This window comes from Allobosea sp. FG18 (genome assembly GCF_057809495.1).
Genome location: NZ_JBMDKB010000014.1, coordinates 13,497 through 29,811 on the forward strand (window position 1 = coordinate 13,497; position 16,315 = coordinate 29,811).

The 16,315-nt window shown below is 66.7% G+C and carries 15 protein-coding genes; 2 read left to right on the top strand and 13 right to left on the bottom strand.

The annotated features are described in order from the left end of the window. Positions 1-88 precede the first annotated feature (88 nt). The 9 genes from ACODTJ_RS16095 to ACODTJ_RS16135 all read right to left on the bottom strand — a co-directional run bounded on the left by ACODTJ_RS16095 (position 89) and on the right by ACODTJ_RS16135 (position 9,818). Entirely contained in the window at positions 89-577 is a 489-nt protein-coding gene (locus ACODTJ_RS16095) for an META domain-containing protein (RefSeq protein ID WP_454657762.1), read from the bottom strand. A gap of 134 nt (positions 578-711) precedes the next feature. Beyond that, positions 712-1,689 (bottom strand): ATP phosphoribosyltransferase, encoded by a 978-nt coding sequence (hisG, locus tag ACODTJ_RS16100; protein WP_454659023.1) that lies wholly within the window; start codon positions 1,687-1,689, stop codon positions 712-714. A gap of 5 nt (positions 1,690-1,694) precedes the next feature. After that, positions 1,695-2,807: an ATP phosphoribosyltransferase regulatory subunit gene (locus ACODTJ_RS16105; protein ID WP_454657763.1), complete on the bottom strand. Its 1,113-nt coding sequence runs from the start codon at positions 2,805-2,807 to the stop codon at positions 1,695-1,697. Between the two features lie 315 nt (positions 2,808-3,122). After that, a complete protein-coding gene (gene hisS / locus ACODTJ_RS16110) occupies positions 3,123-4,697 on the bottom strand; it encodes a histidine--tRNA ligase (protein WP_454657764.1) in 1,575 nt (524 codons plus the stop codon). A 71-nt stretch (positions 4,698-4,768) separates the two neighbouring features. Further along, the gene (gene glcF / locus ACODTJ_RS16115) at positions 4,769-6,142 is read right to left on the bottom strand and encodes a glycolate oxidase subunit GlcF (RefSeq protein WP_454657765.1); all 1,374 of its coding nucleotides are present in this window, start codon (positions 6,140-6,142) and stop codon (positions 4,769-4,771) included. 4 nt (positions 6,143-6,146) lie between these two features. After that, positions 6,147-6,782 carry a DUF2585 domain-containing protein gene (locus tag ACODTJ_RS16120; RefSeq protein ID WP_454657766.1) on the bottom strand — a complete coding sequence of 212 codons (636 nt, stop codon included), beginning with the start codon at positions 6,780-6,782 and terminating at the stop codon, positions 6,147-6,149. Continuing rightward, positions 6,782-7,969, bottom strand: a complete 1,188-nt coding sequence (locus ACODTJ_RS16125; RefSeq protein WP_454657767.1) for an FAD-binding protein — start codon at positions 7,967-7,969, stop codon at positions 6,782-6,784. Before ACODTJ_RS16125 ends, ACODTJ_RS16120 begins: the two co-directional genes overlap by 1 nt. 69 nt (positions 7,970-8,038) lie before the next feature. Further along, the gene (locus tag ACODTJ_RS16130; RefSeq protein ID WP_454657768.1) at positions 8,039-8,323 is read right to left on the bottom strand and encodes a GIY-YIG nuclease family protein; all 285 of its coding nucleotides are present in this window, start codon (positions 8,321-8,323) and stop codon (positions 8,039-8,041) included. A 58-nt stretch (positions 8,324-8,381) separates the two neighbouring features. After that, the gene (locus ACODTJ_RS16135; protein ID WP_454657769.1) at positions 8,382-9,818 is read right to left on the bottom strand and encodes an FAD-linked oxidase C-terminal domain-containing protein; all 1,437 of its coding nucleotides are present in this window, start codon (positions 9,816-9,818) and stop codon (positions 8,382-8,384) included. Between the two features lie 137 nt (positions 9,819-9,955). On the opposite strand from ACODTJ_RS16135, the gene ACODTJ_RS16140 reads away from it, so the two are divergent. Both ACODTJ_RS16140 and ACODTJ_RS16145 read left to right on the top strand, forming a co-directional pair. Then, positions 9,956-10,861 (top strand): LysR family transcriptional regulator, encoded by a 906-nt coding sequence (locus ACODTJ_RS16140; RefSeq protein ID WP_488849419.1) that lies wholly within the window; start codon positions 9,956-9,958, stop codon positions 10,859-10,861. 60 nt (positions 10,862-10,921) lie between these two features. Further along, entirely contained in the window at positions 10,922-11,857 is a 936-nt protein-coding gene (locus ACODTJ_RS16145) for an SMP-30/gluconolactonase/LRE family protein (RefSeq protein ID WP_454657771.1), read from the top strand. Here ACODTJ_RS16145 and ACODTJ_RS16150 read toward each other — a convergent pair. From ACODTJ_RS16150 to mscL, 4 genes are all read right to left on the bottom strand, one after another. Then, positions 11,841-13,223 (bottom strand): protoporphyrinogen/coproporphyrinogen oxidase, encoded by a 1,383-nt coding sequence (locus ACODTJ_RS16150; RefSeq protein ID WP_454657772.1) that lies wholly within the window; start codon positions 13,221-13,223, stop codon positions 11,841-11,843. The two genes, ACODTJ_RS16145 and ACODTJ_RS16150, sit on opposite strands and share 17 nt — an antisense overlap. Before the next feature lie 135 nt (positions 13,224-13,358). After that, complete coding sequence (locus ACODTJ_RS16155; protein WP_454657773.1) at positions 13,359-14,420, bottom strand: AbrB family transcriptional regulator; 1,062 nt, start codon at positions 14,418-14,420, stop codon at positions 13,359-13,361. Between the two features lie 119 nt (positions 14,421-14,539). Beyond that, on the bottom strand, positions 14,540-15,733 hold the full coding sequence (locus ACODTJ_RS16160) for a pyridoxal phosphate-dependent aminotransferase (protein WP_454657774.1): 1,194 nt from the start codon (positions 15,731-15,733) through the stop codon (positions 14,540-14,542). 124 nt (positions 15,734-15,857) lie between these two features. After that, entirely contained in the window at positions 15,858-16,277 is a 420-nt protein-coding gene (gene mscL / locus ACODTJ_RS16165; protein ID WP_454657775.1) for a large conductance mechanosensitive channel protein MscL, read from the bottom strand. Positions 16,278-16,315: the final 38 nt, after the last annotated feature.

Here is a 16,315-nt window from a genome sequence, read left to right on the forward strand (position 1 = left end):
AGGCTCCCCAAAACGAAAAAGGGTCGCTCACGCGACCCTTTTTCTTATTCACTGCCGTAACGATCTTTTCCCGGGAAGGGACAGTCCGTCAGAGCGAACGGCTGAGCGTCAATTCGCCGGCCCCGCCCTTCAGGATCAGGCGGCCGTTGACGACGTCCCATTTGCTTGTCGCACGCAAGGCCATCAGGAAGGCCTTCTCGAAATCGAGCATGCCCTTGTCGCAATTGCGCTTGGTGATCGCGATCGGCCCGACTGCGAAACCCTGCTGGCGCAAGGGATAGGCGGAGGCCGAGAAGGTGTTGCAGCCGCCGAAACCGGTGCCGCGCAGGTTCTGGTCGACGATCAAGGTCGCGCGCCGGTCCTGGACCGGCTTGCCGTTCAGCGCGACGACGCTCCAGCTCGCGCCGAGCGGGAACATCTTTTCCTGCTGCTGCGTCGGCAGCGGCGCGCTCGCCGCATTGTTGGTATCGCCAATCCCCGGCAGCCTCTGACGGTTCTGCGCCGCCGCTTCGCCCGGCATCAGCATCGGCACGGCCAGGGCCGCAAGAACGGCCGCGAGGCCAAGGCGTCGAATCATGATCGTCTTACCTGCATTCACTCGCACGGCAGCGAGGCGTGCCGCCAAACCGGTTAACACGCCTAGAGGCCAATTGGTTCGGGATCAAGGCTGAAGCGCGGGCGATCCCGTCATTCCGATGCTGCCGTGCAGCATCAGATGCGGGCGTTCAAACGCTCCAGCAACCGGTTCGCGCGGCGGAAGACATAGGCCGGCGCACTGACGGTGACATCGTCGGCGCCGAGGCCATCGAGATGCTCGACCAGCGCAAAGACCGCCTTGTCCGGGCAGTGCAGCGTCAGCGGCGTTCCAGAGGCCGGCGCCCCGAACGGCAGGCGCGCGCCGAAGCGTTCCTCCAGCGCGGCGAGCGCATCCGGAGCGAGATCGAGCCGTGCGCGGACCTCGCGGAGCGTGCGCCCCTCCTCCTCCGCCGCGATCCGCGACAGGATGGTCTTGGCCGCGGCCTTCGCGCGCGCCCCCCACGGGGCCTGCATCGAGGCGACGAGATTGGCCTCGGACGCCAGCATCACGCCGTCGTCGAGGACCTTCAGCGCATTGGCGGAAAGCGTCGCGCCGGTCGTGGTGATGTCGACCACGATCTCGGCCGTGCCGGCAGCCGGCGCGCCCTCGGTCGCGCCGAGGCTTTCGACGATGCGGTAATCGGCGAGACCGTGCTGCGCGAAGAAGCGGCGGGTCAGGTTCACGTATTTGGTCGCGACACGCAGCTTCTTGCCGTGGCGCGCCCGCATCGCGGAAGCGACATCGTCGAGATCGGCCATGTTGCGCACGTCGATCCAGGCTTGCGGAACAGCGACGACGACATTGGCGTGGCCGAAGCCGAGCGGGGTCAGCATCTCGACCGCCGCATCGGCATCCGAAAGCTGCTCGCGGACGAGATCCTCGCCGGTGATGCCGACATGGGCGGCGCCGGAGGAGAGCTGCGCGACGATCTCGGAGGCTGAGAGGAAGGCGACTTCGGCGCCATCGACGCCGGCAATCGCACCGCGATAGTCGCGCTCGCCGCGCGACTTGACAAATTTCAACCCGGCGCGGCCGAAGAAGGCGGTGGCGTTCTCCTGCAGGCGGCCCTTCGAGGGCACGGCGAGGACGAGCGGGGCGTCGTTGTCCGGCATCTGGCTCATGCGGCGTCTCCCGTCAGGCGGTCGAGCCAGAGCGAGGCGCCGACAGCGGGAAGTGGCTGGCGCGCGCCGAGGCGGCCGAGGACGTTGTCGTAGCGGCCGCCGCCGGCAACGGGCTTGCCGTCGCCGCGGGCCGTGTCGTGAAGCTCGAAGATGAAGCCGGTGTAGTAGTCGAGATTGCGGGCGAAGCCGGCCGAGAACCGGATGGCGCCGATATCGACTCCGCGCGCGGCGAGGAAGCCGGTGCGCTCGTCGAAGGCGTCGAGTTGCCGGCCAATATCGAGGGAAGCCTGATCGGCAAGGCCGCGCAGCGAGGCCGAGGCCGCGTCCGGATCGCCGGAGACCGCGAGCACCTGCGCCAGCAGCGCCTTGACGTCGCCATTGACCGGGTTCTCACGCTCGGCGGCGCGCGCCAGGAAGCGCTCGGCGATATCGGCGGCGGAGCGTCCGCCCACGGTCGAGATACCAGCGATCGAGAGCACATCCTCGACGAAAGCGCGAGCGGCCTTGGGGTCCTGCCCCTCGAGCGCCTTGAGCAGGCCGGCATGGGCGGCATCGCCATCGGCAGCCGGGGGATCGAGCGCATCGACCGCATCGGTGCCCTTGCCCTGCACCACGGCGCGGACCAGCCGACGACGGGCGCCTTGCGGTACAGCAAGGCCGTCGAGCAGCGCGCCAAGCACGGCGACATCGCCCATGACGATGCGCGGCTCGGCGAGGCCGAGCATCGCCGTCGCCTCGATGGTCAATGCCATGATCTCGGCGTCAGTGGCGGTGAAATCGTCGCGGCCGAAGGATTCAAGCCCCGCTTGCAGGAACTCGCCCGGCTCACCGGAGCGCATGCGGAAGACCGGGCCGGCATAGGCGTAGGCCGCCGGCTCCGCCCGGCCCGAGGCGATGTGATCGAGCGCGACGGGGATGGTGTATTCGGGGCGCAGGCACCAGTCGCGGCCGTCGGCATCCTGCGTCATGAAGATACGGCGGCGGATATCCTCGCCGGAGAGATCGAGGAAGACGTCGGCCGGCTGCAGGATCGCCGGCTCGGCATGCTCATAGCCCTCGCCGGCGAAGAGCGCGATCACGGTCTCGATGCTGGCGCGGCTTGCGGGCACGGCTCGTCCTGTCCTGTTGCGAGCGCCGCGCCGGAAATCAGCATCGGATGGCTCCGAAAAGGGAACGCCACTTTTCGGTCCGATGCTCTAGCAGCGACGCCGCGAATTTTCGAGGGATTTGAGGGAAATGGGTGAACGGAGTTTCGCGTCCCTTCCCTTCTCCCCTTGCGGGAGAAGGTGGCTCGGCGAAGCCGAGACGGATGAGGGGTCGCGCGACGCTTCGAGCATCGTGGCCGGAACAGGCGCCGACAATGGATCACAGCGCGACCCCTCATCCGCCTGCCGGCACCTTCTCCCGCAAGGGGAGAAGGGCGCTCACGAATGTCGCGCCAGCACCCGCTTCACGCCCTCGACCAATTCCGCGACCGGCACGGCGAACTGGGCCTCGGCCTGCTTCGCCTTGTGCTCGGCAGAATCCTTGACGTCGCGGCTGGCGGCGGCGAGCTCGGCGCCGAGGATCAGGTCCTTGATGACGACCGTGCCGGCCTCGCGCTCGGAAGAGCCCTGAATAACGGCGCAGATCGCGCCGCGACGGTCGGCATATTTCATCTGGGCATTGAAGCCGGAGCCCCCGAGATAGAGGTCGGCGCGCAGGAGCGGCTTGCCGTCCGCGTCCTTGGCCTGGCGCAGGGCCGAGACCATCGCCTGATAGCCCGGCATGAATTCCGGCGACTTGTTGTCCATCGCTGTGACGACGACGAGCGGTAGTTCGTTCTTGCTGTCGACGATCGGCGACTTCACCGCCTTCAGCGCCGAGAACAGCCGGGAGACGCCGATCGAGAAGCCGGTCGCCGGCACGGGCTCAGGCCGGAAGCGGCCGACGAGACCGTCATAGCGCCCGCCACCCGCGACCGAGCCGAAGCGCACGACCTGCCCGTCATCGTTGGTGACCGGGAAGGTGAGCTCCACCTCGTAGACCGGGCCGGTGTAATACTCAAGGCCGCGCACGACGGAGGGGTCGATGATGATCCGCCCGAGATAGCCGGCCGCCGTGATCAGCTCGCGAATCTGCTCCAGCTCTTGGATGCCCTCACCACCGATATCCGCCCCAACCACGAGCTGCTGCAACTCCTCGACAGCTGCCGCTGAGAGCTTGGCTGACTGAACGGCGTCCTGAGAGTAGGCTTTGCCCAGATCGGCGAGTTTTTTTCCAACAGCAAGATACCGGACAATCTTGTCGGCCTGCGCGTCGGTGAGCCCTGCGCCCTTGGTGAAGTCGCCGCTCTCGTCCTTGCGGCCTTCGCCGAGAAGCTTGCGGACCTCTTCGAGCGGGAACTTGTCGGCCTTGTCGATCGCGCGCAGCACGGTCAGGCGCGCGGCGGGGTCGATCCCGGCCGCATCCATCACGCCGTCGAGCACCTTGCGGTTGTTGACCTTCACGACATAGTCGCCGCGCTTGATGCCGAGCTTCTCCATCGTGTCGGCAGCGAGCATGCAGATCTCGGCATCGCCCGCGACGGTGCCGGAGCCGACGATATCGGCATCGAACTGCATGAACTGGCGGAAGCGGCCCGGCCCCGGCTTCTCGTTGCGGAAGACATAGCCGACGCGATAGCTGCGATAGGGCTTCGGCAGCGCGTCGAAATTCTCGGCGACATAACGGGCGAGCGGTGCCGTCAGGTCGTAGCGCAGCGAGAGCCACTGCTCGTCATCGTCCTGGAAGGAGAAGACGCCCTCGTTCGGCCGGTCCTGATCCGGGAGGAATTTGCCGAGCGCGTCGGTGTATTCGACGAAGGGCGTCTCGACCGGATCGAAGCCATAGACCGAGAAGCTCTCGCGGATGACGGAGAGCATGCGCTCGGTCGCGGCGACATCGGCCGGGCCGCGATCGACGAAGCCGCGCGGTTGGCGGGCCTTCAGCTTGGCAGGGGCGGTCTTGTCGGCGGACATGGGGCGAGCTCGGACAATCAACGGAAAGTTGACTGCGGGTTAGACCGTACGGGCGCGAGGGGCAAGCTCGACTACTCGGCAGCCGCCAGCCGCGCCGCCCTTAAAGGCCGGTCCTCGACCCCCGCCCGCGCCAGCTTCTCCGGCAATGGCCCGCCGGTCGCCCAATCCAGCAACTCGGCAGTGTGAACCACCGGCACGCCTGAGCCCTTGTCCGAAAAACCCTTTGCGAGCTGGGTCATGCAGCCGATGTTACCGGTCGCGACCAGCATCGGCTTCGTCCGCTCGATATTGCCGATCTTGCGCTCGCGCAGCTTCCCCGCGATCTCGGGCTGGAGGATGTTGTAGACGCCGGCCGAGCCGCAGCAGATATGGCCCTCCGGCACCTCCTTCACCTTGAAGCCGGCGCCCGACAACAAGCGCTTGGGCCCATCCTTGAGCTGCTGGCCATGCTGCATCGAGCAGGCGGAGTGATAGGCGATCGGTATCGCGACATCGCGGGTCGGAGCAAGCTCCAGCGTCTCCAGGAACTCGGTCACGTCCTTCGCCAAGCCTGAGACCTTCGCCGCCTTCTCGGCATAGGCCGGCTCGTTGCGGAACATGAAGCCGTAATCCTTGATCGTGGTGCCGCAGCCGGAAGCGGTGATCAGGATCGCGTCGAGCCCCTCACCATCGACCTCCGCCATCCAGGCGTCGATGTTCTTGCGTGCGAAGGACAGGGCATCGTGCTCCTGCCCCATATGATGGACGAGCGCGCCGCAGCAGCCCTCCCCCTTCGGCAGCACGACCTCGACGCCATGGCGGTTGAGCAGGCGGATCGTCGCCTCGTTGATGGCGGGATCGAGCACCGGCTGGGCGCAGCCGGAGAGCAGCGCGACGCGCTTCTTGCGCTCGGTCGGCGGCGGGAAGCTATGCGGGCCTTCCATGGCGGAGCGTGTCGGCAGGCGCGCGGGCGCCAGCGCCAGCATCGCCTTGAGACGCGAGCCGACGACCGGGATCACGCCCAGCACCGGCGCCAGCGGCTTGCCGACCAGCGCCATCAGCATCGCGGCGCGGAAACGGCCGGGATAGGGCAATATCGCCGCCAGCACCTTGCGCAACAACCTGTCATGCCAGGAGCGGGTATAGGTCTCCTCGATATGGGCGCGGGCGTGATCGACGAGGTGCATGTAATGCACGCCCGAGGGGCAGGTCGACATGCAGGAGAGGCAGGAGAGGCAGCGGTCGACATGCTTCACCACCTCTTCGGTGGCGGGCTTGCCGTTCTCCAGCATGTCCTTGATCAGGTAGATGCGCCCGCGCGGCGAATCGAGCTCGTCGCCGAGCAGCAGATAGGTCGGGCAGGTCGCGGTGCAGAAGCCGCAATGCACGCAGGTCCGCAGGATCTTCTCCGAAGCCGGCATGCGCGGGTCGGAGGCGAGGCGCTCGGGAGTGAAGTTCGTCTGCATCGATTCAGGCCCCGCCCTGCCAGGCTTTGATCCAGTCCATCGGCCAGAGCAGCATGATGACGTTGAGGGTGAGGTTGTCGCGGATCAGCCAGCCGACAATGAGTTCCATCGCCAGCGCGCTGGTCACCGTCAGCCAGACCGGTACGAGCCGGGCGATCAGGAAGCCCAGCACCATCGAGAGGGTATCGCTGACCGAGTTCAGGACGCTGTCGCCGTAATAGTCGAGCGAGATCGTCGCCGAGCGGTAGTGGTTGATCACGGCGTCGGTGTTCTCGGCGATTTCCCAGGCGCCTTCGAGCAGGATCGAGAGCAGGAGCGCGAGGCCGAAGGCGATCGGCAGGCCGGTGATGCGACGGATCAGCCAGAACAGGCCGTAGAACAGGAAGCCGTGGATGATATGCGAGAAGGTGTACCAGTCGGCGATGTGCTGGGAGTTCTCGGAAGAAACCACCGTGCCTTGCCAGAACTTGATCGCCCCGCATTTGCAGATCGGCTCGCGACCCATCCAGAGCAGGATCGCGGCGACGCCCGCGATCAGCAGCGCGGCCACGAACACGAGCGCGACGGGGCCGAGCCGGTTGGATGCCCAGCTCGCGCGGCCATCGCGGGTTTCGGCGGAAAGCGTGTCAGCGAGCGTCATCAGATCCCCGCATAGATCCGGCCGGGCTCGAAGATGCCGGCGGGATCGAAGCTTTTCTTGATGCCGGCGGTCACCCGCATCAGCGGCTCTGCCAGCGGCTGGAACACGTCGACGGCGGCGCGGATCGCATCGGACGCGCGGACCAGCGTGGCATGGCCGCCGAGCGGCTTCAGCGCGGCGCGGATCGCGGCGGCGCCGGCATCGCCATAGGCGGGAACTGCCAGCCAGACCAGTCCGCCGCCCCAGTCGTAGAAGCAGCGTGCGGCCGGGATCATCCGCCTGATCGCGGCGGCGGCCGTCGGGCCGTTGGTCGGAGCGAGCGAGAGCCGCCAGACCGCGTCATCGCTGCCGGCGAAGAAGGCCGCATCGCGGATATCGCTCCAGAGTGCGGTCGGGGCTTTTCCTTCCAGCCGATCGGGCGTGCCATAGTCGCCGAGCAGCAGCGCGAGTTCACCGGCACGGTAGTCGATCGAGTCCGAGAAATTCTCCAGACGCAACAGGGTCAGCGCCTCCTCGCCAGCGATCCGGGCCGGGAGATGCGCCGCCGCCATCGGTTCGAAGGGCGAGCCCAGCGCCTTCGCCAGCAGCGCAACACCCACTTCGTCGGAGAGGCCGCGCCATTGCAGCGTGACGATGCGTTCCGCCCGCGGCAGCACGCGGAAGGTGACTTCGGTGAGGAAGCCGAGCGTGCCGTGGCTGCCGCTGAGGAGCTTCACGAGGTCCAGGCCAGTGACGTTCTTCATCACGCGCCCGCCGGACTTGATCATCTCGCCGCGGCCATTGACCAGCCTGACCCCGATCAGAGAGTCACGGGCGGCGCCGGCATTGATCCGGCGCGGGCCAGAGATGTTGCAGGCGGCGATGGCGCCGATCGTCGGCTCGCCCTCGCTGCCATAGAGGGCGCGGTGGTCCATCGGCTCGAAGGGCAGCATCTGGCCGCGCTCAGCGAGGGTTTCCTGCACGAGTGCGAGCGGCGTGCCGGCGCGGGCCGCGATGACCATCTCGGCCGGCTCGTAGAGCGTAATGCCGGTCAAGCCGACGCTGGACAGCGTGCTCGCGGCCTGGGCCGGGCGTCCGAGGCCAGAGCGCGTGCCGCCGCCCCGCAGCGTGAGCGGCACGGCGCTGTCGATGACCGACTTCACGACGGCGCAGGCCTGCGCCTCGGTGGTGGGAGTGTGGACGATCATGCGCTGCCCTTTGTCATTCCGGGGCTTCGCGCAGCGAAGAACCCGGAACCCACGACAGGGTGCCCCCGTTCAAGCCAGCCCTTCATAGAGATCCGTCCATTCGGGATTGATGTCCTCGATCAATTTGATCTTCCAGGCGCGGCGCCATTTCTTCAGTGCCTTCTCCCGATCGATGGCTTCGTGGACCCATTCGAATTCTTCGTACCAGACAAGTCGATCAACGTCGTATCGCGAGGTAAAGCCAATATTCTGCTTCGCCTTGTGTTCTTGAACGCGCCTCGCAAGATCATTGGTGATACCCAGATAGAGCGTGCCGTCCTTCTTTCGGGCGAGGAGATAGACGAAGTACGGCATCCCTCTCACCCAGTCGTGGGTTCCGGGTTCTCGCTGCGCGAGCCCCGGAATGACAAAGCTACGCCGCCACCCTGCCTTCCAGCGGGAAGACCTTCGCCGGGTTGAGCAGCCAGCTTTCGTCGAACACCGCCCTCACCCGCATCTGCTGGGCGAGGTCTTCCGGATTGAACTGGAAGGTCATCAGGTCGCGCTTCTCGATGCCGACGCCGTGCTCGCCGGTCAGGCAGCCGCCGACCTCGACGCAGAGCTTGAGGATGTCCATGCCGGCATCCTCGGCCTTCTGCGCCTCTACGGGATCGTTGCAATTGTAGAGGATCAGCGGATGGAGATTGCCGTCGCCGGCATGGAAGACATTGGCGACGCGCAGGCCATAGCCCTTCACGATCTCGTCCATGCGCCGGAGCACATAGGGCAGTTGCCCGGTCGGGATCGTGCCGTCCATGCAGATATAGTCGGCGATGCGGCCGGTGGCGCCGAAGGCGGATTTGCGGCCCTTCCAGATCGCCGCCGCCTCCATCGCCGATTTCGATTCCTTGACGGTGCTCACACCGTGCTCCCGCGCTATCGCGACAATGCGGGCGAGCTGGGCGTTCATCTCCTCGTCGGAACCCTCGACCTCGATGATCAGCAGCGCCTCGACATCCATCGGGTAGCCGGCCTTGGCGAAGGCCTCGCAGATCTCGATCGCCGGCTTGTCCATGAACTCCATCGCGACCGGGATGATGCCAGCGCCGATGATCGCAGCCACGGCCGAGCCCGCCTGCTCGCTGGTCGGGAAGCCGAACAGCACGGGGCGCGCACCCTCGGCCGCCCGCAGGATGCGAACCGTCGCCTCGGTGATGATGCCGAGCTGGCCTTCCGAGCCGTTGATCAGGCCGAGCAGGTCGTAGCCGGGTGAATCGAGATGGGCGCCGCCGATCTCCACAATGCTGCCGTCGAGCAGGACCATGGTCACGCCGAGCACGTTGTTGGTGGTGACCCCGTATTTCAGGCAGTGCGCCCCGCCCGAATTCATGCCGATATTGCCGCCGATCGAGCAGGCGAGCTGCGACGACGGATCGGGCGCATAGAAGAAGCCTTCAGCCGACACCGCGCCGGTGACCGCGAGATTGGTGACGCCGGCCTCGACCCGCGCGACACGGTTGGCATAGTCGATCGCGAGGATGCGGTTCATCTTGGAGACGCCGACGACCACCGCGTCCTCCTGCGGGATCGCGCCGCCCGCGAGCGAGGTGCCAGAGCCGCGCGGCACCACCGGCACGCCCTGCTCCCGGCAATAGCGCAGGACAGCGGCGACCTCCTGCGTGGTCGAGGGCAGAACGACGGCGAGCGGCATGCGCCGATAGGCGGTCAGCGCATCGGTCTCGTAGGGGCGGCGCTCATCGTCGCTGGTGATCAGCGCCTGCGGCGAGACAAGGCGCGCGAGGCCGGCGATGATCGATTCGCGACGGGCGAGAATGCCGGCATCCGGCACCGGAAAGGCTATCGCGCTCATCTTTCCCCTCCACTCTCGACGACTCATCCACACCACTGACGGGCATTTGTCTGCGCGGCAGATTAGATCAATTCAATGGCACTTGCAGCGTGGCCAAAGCCAGCCATTATTTCCAGATTGGAAAAGGTGGCGTAGCGATGGACCGGTTTGGCGATCTCGACGTGTTCGCACATGTGGTGACGACCAAGAGCATGTCGGCGGCCGGCCGGCAGCTTAACCTGTCGCCGGCGGTGATCTCGAAGCGCATCCGCCGGCTGGAGGAGCGGCTCGGCGTGCGCCTGCTCCAGCGCACGACGCGGCAGCTTGCCCTCACCGAGGCCGGACAAGGCTTCTACGAGCGCGTCGTCTCGATCCTGTCCTCGATCGAGGAGGCCGAATCCTGGGTATCGAGCGGCGCCGGACAGGTGCGCGGGACGCTGCGCGTCTCGGCGCCGACTTCCTTCGGCCGGATGCATGTCGCGCCGCATCTCAAGCGCTTCCTCGACGCCAATCCGCTGGTGACGGTCGAGCTCGTGCTCAGCGACGCCTTCGTCGATGTCGTGGGCGAAGGCTTCGACCTGGCGATCCGGATCGCCGACCTGCAGGATTCCAGCCTCGTCGCCAAGCGCCTTGCCCGCAACCACCGGGTGCTCTGCGCGACGCCGGGCTATCTGGCGGAGCACGGCACGCCAAACGAGATCGCTGACCTGTCGCGCCATACCCTGATCGCCCATAACGCCGACCACTGGCGGCTCGACGGGCCGGAGGGACCGGTCTCGGTGCGGGTCAACGGCCCCTTGCGCACCAATTCGAGCGAGGTCGTGCGCGAGGCCTTGCTGGGCGGCGTCGGCATCGCCCCGCGCTCGACCTGGGATGTCGGGCCGGAGCTCAAATCCGGGGCGCTACAGCGGGTCCTGCCGGCCTATGCGGTCGGCTCGCGTGTCGCGATCTATGCGGTCTACCCGAGCCGCCGGCACATGGAGCAGAAGGTGCGCGCCTTCGTCGACTATCTCGGCGAACTCTATGGCGCCACGCCCTATTGGGATGCGGGGCTTGCGCTCTAGGGCATTGCCCTGCCCCGCGCGGGCAAGGATGCTCCAGCCAAAGCTTTAGGGAGGAATGACATGTTCGGCCTGCTCGAAGGCACGGGGGTTACGGTCCTCGATCCGCGGTTCCATCGCGTCATTCCGGGCTCGGCCCGCGTCGAGCGCCTCTGGACGGGCGCACGCTGGTCCGAGGGACCGGCCTGGTTCCCGGCCCATAACACGCTGGTCTGGTCGGACATCCCGAACGACCGCATGCTGCGCTACGACGCGCTGAGCGGACAGGTCGGCACCTTCCGCCAGCCGGCGCGCAACTCCAACGGCAACACGATCGACCGCGAGGGGCGGCTCGTCACCTGCGAGCATGGCGGGCGGCAGGTGACGCGCACCGAGCATGACGGCTCGGTCACCGTGCTCGCCAGCCATTTCGGCGGCAGGCGCCTGAATTCGCCCAACGATGCCGTGGTAAAGTCGGATGGCTCGATCTGGTTCACCGATCCCGATTACGGCATTCTCAGTGACTACGAGGGCGACAAGTCCCACGGCGAGATCGGCGCCTGCAATGTCTACAGGATCGACGGCCAGACGGGCGAGATCGCCATCGTCGCCGATGATTTCGTCAAGCCCAACGGCCTCGCCTTCTCGCCGGACGAGAGCATCCTCTACATCGCCGATACCGGCGGGAGCCACGATCCCGAGAACGGGCCGCGGCATATCCGCAGCTTCAGCATGGGCGCGGATGGCGTCACGCTCGGAGAGTCGGAGGTGTTCGCCACCTGCACCGCCGGGCTGTTCGATGGCTTCCGCCTCGATATCGAGGGGCGGATCTGGACCAGCGCCGCCGACGGCGTCCATATCTACCACCCGGACGGCACGCTCATCGGCAAGGTCCATATTCCGGAGATCACCGCCAATGTCTGCTGGGGCGGCCCGAAACTCAACCGCCTGTTCATCTGCGGCACGACCTCGCTCTACGCGGTCATGACGCATACGAATGGAGCTACGCGGCCGACCTAGCGACGCCTGCTCCAACGTCCCGCCCGACGTAATCAGCGACATCGCGCATGCGCTTCAGCGTGCGCCAGTAGATGTCCTCCATCAGGAGATGGGCGAACTCGCCGTTGCGGCCGATGCTGTAGAGGCCGTCGACACCCGTGCTTTCAGCGAAACCCTGGCGGCGCTCCTCGTAGCGCGAGAGATAGACGGGATAGGCGAAGGGCGTCTTCAGCATGCCGCCCGCGCCGATATAGCGCTCGCGCAGATGCGGATAGATGCGGCACAGGCCGTCGAGGCAGGCCTGCGCCAGTTTCTCGTCCGACATCGTCCACCAGGAATCTCCGACCTCGCAGCCGATATCGAAGGTCAGTTGCGTGCGCCCCTCCGGCGCGAGCCAAGGCATGGAGAACGGTGCTTCGGTGACCCGGAAGAAGGGCTGCGTGCGATCCGGCACCCAGAGCATCGTGTCGGGCAGGAGGTTGCGGCCCTCGAACCGCAGGTTGACGAAGATCATCGGGCGGTAGCGGAAGCCGGCGAGTTCATCGAGCGCGTCGGTGCCCTCGACGAGCCTGGGCAGGACATGGACCGGGGCCGTGCTGACCACGGCGGAGACGCCGATCTCGCGGCCATTGACCTTCACCGCCACGACCTTGCCGTTCTCGACGTAGACACGCTCGACCTTCGATTCGAGCGCGATGCTGTCGCTGAGGCGCGCAACCGTCGGCTCCAGCAGCTTGGCGACGCCGCCCTCGGGATAGACATGATAGACGCGTGGGCTTTCCGGCATCTCGTGCGAATAGCCGTTGCAGACCGCCCTGCCCGAAAGCCGCGAGGCCGCCTTCAGCATGAAGGTCTTCATCACACCAGCCGCGAGCTTATGGCCGACGGCGGGCGAGAGTTCGTGAGCCCGCGCGCCCGACCAGGCTTCGGCAAGCGGTATCGCGACATCCTCGGCGAGCGCCTCGCCATAGGCATTGCGGAACCAGTCGGCCGCGCTTTCGACCGGCCGGGGATGAAGACGGGCGGAAACGGCGCTCGCCACGTAGCGGGGCGAGAGCGCGAGCCCGAAAGGGTAGCTGTAGCTCCTGCCGCCCAGCGCGACCGCCTCGCCGTAATGACAGACGGTTCTCGAGATGCCGCTCGCCCCCATTGCATCGGCCAGGCGGTTGCTGACGAAATGCGCGCCGAAATCGTAAGTATAACCTTCGGCATCCTTGAAGGATGAGGCCATGCCCCCGACAGCGCTGCCGCTTTCGAAGACCGTGGCGCGGATACCGCGGCGTTCCAGCTCATAGGCTGCGGTAAGACCGGCAATGCCGGCGCCGATGACCGCGACGGGCTTGGCGGGACGGCGCCAGACGGTCGGCGCCTGCACGGCGATGTTCATGGCGGTCGCTCCGCTGCCATCGACCTCCGTCGACGGCTAAGTACCTAGCAGGAGCGAATGAATTCGGATTTGCGGGGAAGCCGCAATCACGGACCCGAAGTATAATGGATCGTTAAGCTTAACCGGCCCAGACGGTCAGCGCGGCGGCGCGTTCCTCATGCGGCTGAGCACGAGCGGCATCGCCAGGCCGATGACGACGAAGCGTACGAGATGATGCGCGCCGACATAGAGCGTATCGAGCCCCATCGCGAAGGCTAGCATCGCCATCGCCTCCAGGCCACCTGGCGCGAAGGCCGCCATGCCGCTGGCAAAGGAGACGCCGGCGAGCCAGGCAGCCGGCCAGGCGAACAGGAAGGCGACGCCAATCGAGACGGCGAAGCCGCCGATGGCGAGCGGAAACAGCCCCTTCAGCTCATTGCGCGGGATATGGGCGATGCGCCCGCCCATGGTGGTACCAAGCAATATCTGCACGGCGATCTGGATCGGCATGGGCAACGCACCCTCGACAAGGCCGCTACCGTGCAGGGCTGCGCTGGCGAAGGTCGCGCCGAACATCAATGGCGCGGAGAGCCCGAGCCGCTCGAAGAGGAGGCCCAGCGCCAGTCCGGACATGGTCACGCCGAACATGGTGCCGGCATCGACCTCTTGAAGGGCGGCTGCCGGCATGCTGGCAGCGGCGCCACTCAATTGCATCACGCTGGGCAGGAGCGCGACCAGCACCAACAGGCGAAACAGCTGGACGACCGAGATCCGCCCGATATTGGCGCCTTTCGCCTGCGCCACCGCGAGCACAGTCGAGAGAGCGCCGGGCGCGGCGGCCAGCAGGGCATCGATCCAGGGCCAGCGCGCGACATGGCGCAGATAAGCCCCGGTCGCGAGCATGATAGCGGTAACGCCGACGAGGAGGATGATCAGCGAAGCGGGATAGCGCGCCGCCGCCGCCAGCGCCTCGGGCGTCGCGGCCGAGCCGATGATCACGCCGGAGAGAACCATGGTGGAATCGAACCAGGGCCGGCGCAGGTTCGGCAGCGGGCGCATCAACGCGACGACCGCGCTGATCAGCATCGATCCGGACAGCCAGGCTGCGGGCATGCCGAGCAGCGCAAAGGCCCCGCCCCCGATGGCCGCGAGCGCGATGACCAGGATTTCCCGCCAGAGAATGACCAGCCGGTTCGTGGGGTAGCCGAACGGTTTCATCGCGTTCCCGCCGCGCCGGGAACAGGCGGCGCCGGGCGTTCATGGCGATGGCGCGGCAGCGGGTCAACCGACCTGCTGCCCGCCGGATGCAAGGCGGCGTTGCGCCGCCTGCCTTGGACTCAGCCGGCGGCCAAAGCCTTCTGCAGGCGCGCGACGGCCTCGACCAGATCGCTGGACTTGCGGGCGAAGCAGAGGCGCAGGCCCGTCTCGCCGCCGGGACCGAAGGCGGTGCCGGGCGCGAGACCGACATTGGCGCTGTCGACCAGATCGAGCGCGAGCTTGCGGGAATCCTCGCGGCCATCAACCGAGAAGAACTGGTAGAACGCCCCGACCGGCGCCGAAAGCGTGACGCGGTTCGTCGCCTTCAGCCCCTCGAACACGATCCGGCGGCCTTCGGCGGCGCGCGCGATCTGCTCGGCGACGAAGCCCTCGCCCTCGTCGAGGGCAGCGATGGCGCCGCGCTGGACGAAGACCGGCGAGCCGGAGGTCGAATACTGGATCAGGTTCTCGACGACCTGCCCGAAGGCGACGGGCACCTCGATCCAGCCGATGCGCCAGCCGGTCATGGCCCAGTTCTTCGAGAAGGTCTGGACGAAGATGACGCGGTCCTCCGCCTCCATGATGTCGTGGAAGGAGGGCGCGCGCTCAGAGCCGTCATAGATGAAGCGGCCATAGATCTCGTCGGCGACGATCCAGATGCCGTGCTTGCGCGAGAGCGCCAGCAGCGCCTCCTGCTCGGCCCGGGTCGCGGTCCAACCGGTCGGGTTGGACGGAGAGTTCACCAGGATGCCGCGGGTGCGCGGCGTGATCGCCGCCGCGAGCCGGTCGAGATCGAGGGTGAACTGGCCTTGCTTGTAATCCATCGGCACGCAGACGGTGCTGGCGCCGCTGACGCCGACCGCTGCGCCGAAATTCGGCCAGGCCGGGGTCGGGATGAGGATTTCGTCGCCGGGGCCGGCGATCATCCGTACCGCGATCTGGACCGACTGCATGCCCGAGCCCGTGACGTAGAAGCTCTCGGGCGAGAACGCGCGGCCATAGAGGCGCTGGTGGTAGCGGGCGAGAGCCTCGCGGAGTTCCGGAATGCCACGCTGCCAAGTGTAGAAGGTCTCGCCCGCCGCAAGCGAGCGGGCCGCCGCATCCGAGATGAAGGCGGGGGTCGAGAGATCGCCCTCGCCGACCCAGAGCGGGATCAGGCCCGGCTTGAGGCGGCCGTGATTGACCACCTCGACGATGCCGCTTTCCGGCGCATTCCGGGCCTCGGGGCGAAGCTCGGCAAGCAGGGTGCTGCCCGGCAGGATGGCGCTGTTCATCGGGATCGGCCTCGCGACAATACGATGGCCCACCTTTAGCCGATCGCGGCGCGGCGAGGCATGAAATCGCGAGATCGGGTCGATCGGCGGCCGTGATGAATCACGGCCGCGCGGGGGTAAGGGATCAGGCCTGTTTCTGCTTGAGCAGGTCGCGGATCTCACCGAGCAGGACGACGTCGTCGGGCTTGGCCGGGGGAGCCTCTTCCTTCGCCGGCTGCTGCTTCTGCAGCTTGTTGATACCCTTGACGACCATGAAGAGGACCATGGCGATGATCAGGAAGTTGATGCCGACCGTGACGAAGTTGCCATAGGCGAGGACCGCACCCTGCTTCTTGGCTTCCGAAAGGATCGGCGACGTGACGGCGCTGTTGAGGCCGATGAAATAGTTCGAGAAATCGACGCCGCCGAGCGCGCCGATGAAGGGCATGATGATGTCGGCGACGAGGGAGTCGACGATCTTGCTGAAGGCCGCGCCGATGATGACACCGATGGCGAGGTCGACGACATTGCCCTTCAGGGCGAATTTCTTGAATTCTTCCAACATGCTGCACCCCTTGAGAATCGGCAAGGCTACCCCAACAG

Excerpts from the sequence above, each read along its gene's own strand:
- ACODTJ_RS16095 (WP_454657762.1), bottom strand. The coding sequence starts at position 577 with ATGATTCGACGCCTTGGCCTCGCGGCCGTTCTTGCGGCCCTGGCCGTG.
- hisG (WP_454659023.1), bottom strand. The coding sequence starts at position 1,689 with ATGCCGGACAACGACGCCCCGCTCGTCCTCGCCGTGCCCTCGAAGGGC.
- hisS (WP_454657764.1), bottom strand. The coding sequence starts at position 4,697 with ATGTCCGCCGACAAGACCGCCCCTGCCAAGCTGAAGGCCCGCCAACCG.
- glcF (WP_454657765.1), bottom strand. The coding sequence starts at position 6,142 with ATGCAGACGAACTTCACTCCCGAGCGCCTCGCCTCCGACCCGCGCATG.
- ACODTJ_RS16120 (WP_454657766.1), bottom strand. The coding sequence starts at position 6,782 with ATGACGCTCGCTGACACGCTTTCCGCCGAAACCCGCGATGGCCGCGCG.
- ACODTJ_RS16125 (WP_454657767.1), bottom strand. The coding sequence starts at position 7,969 with ATGATCGTCCACACTCCCACCACCGAGGCGCAGGCCTGCGCCGTCGTG.
- ACODTJ_RS16130 (WP_454657768.1), bottom strand. The coding sequence starts at position 8,323 with ATGCCGTACTTCGTCTATCTCCTCGCCCGAAAGAAGGACGGCACGCTC.
- ACODTJ_RS16135 (WP_454657769.1), bottom strand. The coding sequence starts at position 9,818 with ATGAGCGCGATAGCCTTTCCGGTGCCGGATGCCGGCATTCTCGCCCGT.
- ACODTJ_RS16140 (WP_488849419.1), top strand. The coding sequence starts at position 9,956 with ATGGACCGGTTTGGCGATCTCGACGTGTTCGCACATGTGGTGACGACC.
- ACODTJ_RS16145 (WP_454657771.1), top strand. The coding sequence starts at position 10,922 with ATGTTCGGCCTGCTCGAAGGCACGGGGGTTACGGTCCTCGATCCGCGG.
- ACODTJ_RS16150 (WP_454657772.1), bottom strand. The coding sequence starts at position 13,223 with ATGAACATCGCCGTGCAGGCGCCGACCGTCTGGCGCCGTCCCGCCAAG.
- ACODTJ_RS16155 (WP_454657773.1), bottom strand. The coding sequence starts at position 14,420 with ATGAAACCGTTCGGCTACCCCACGAACCGGCTGGTCATTCTCTGGCGG.
- ACODTJ_RS16160 (WP_454657774.1), bottom strand. The coding sequence starts at position 15,733 with ATGAACAGCGCCATCCTGCCGGGCAGCACCCTGCTTGCCGAGCTTCGC.
- mscL (WP_454657775.1), bottom strand. The coding sequence starts at position 16,277 with ATGTTGGAAGAATTCAAGAAATTCGCCCTGAAGGGCAATGTCGTCGAC.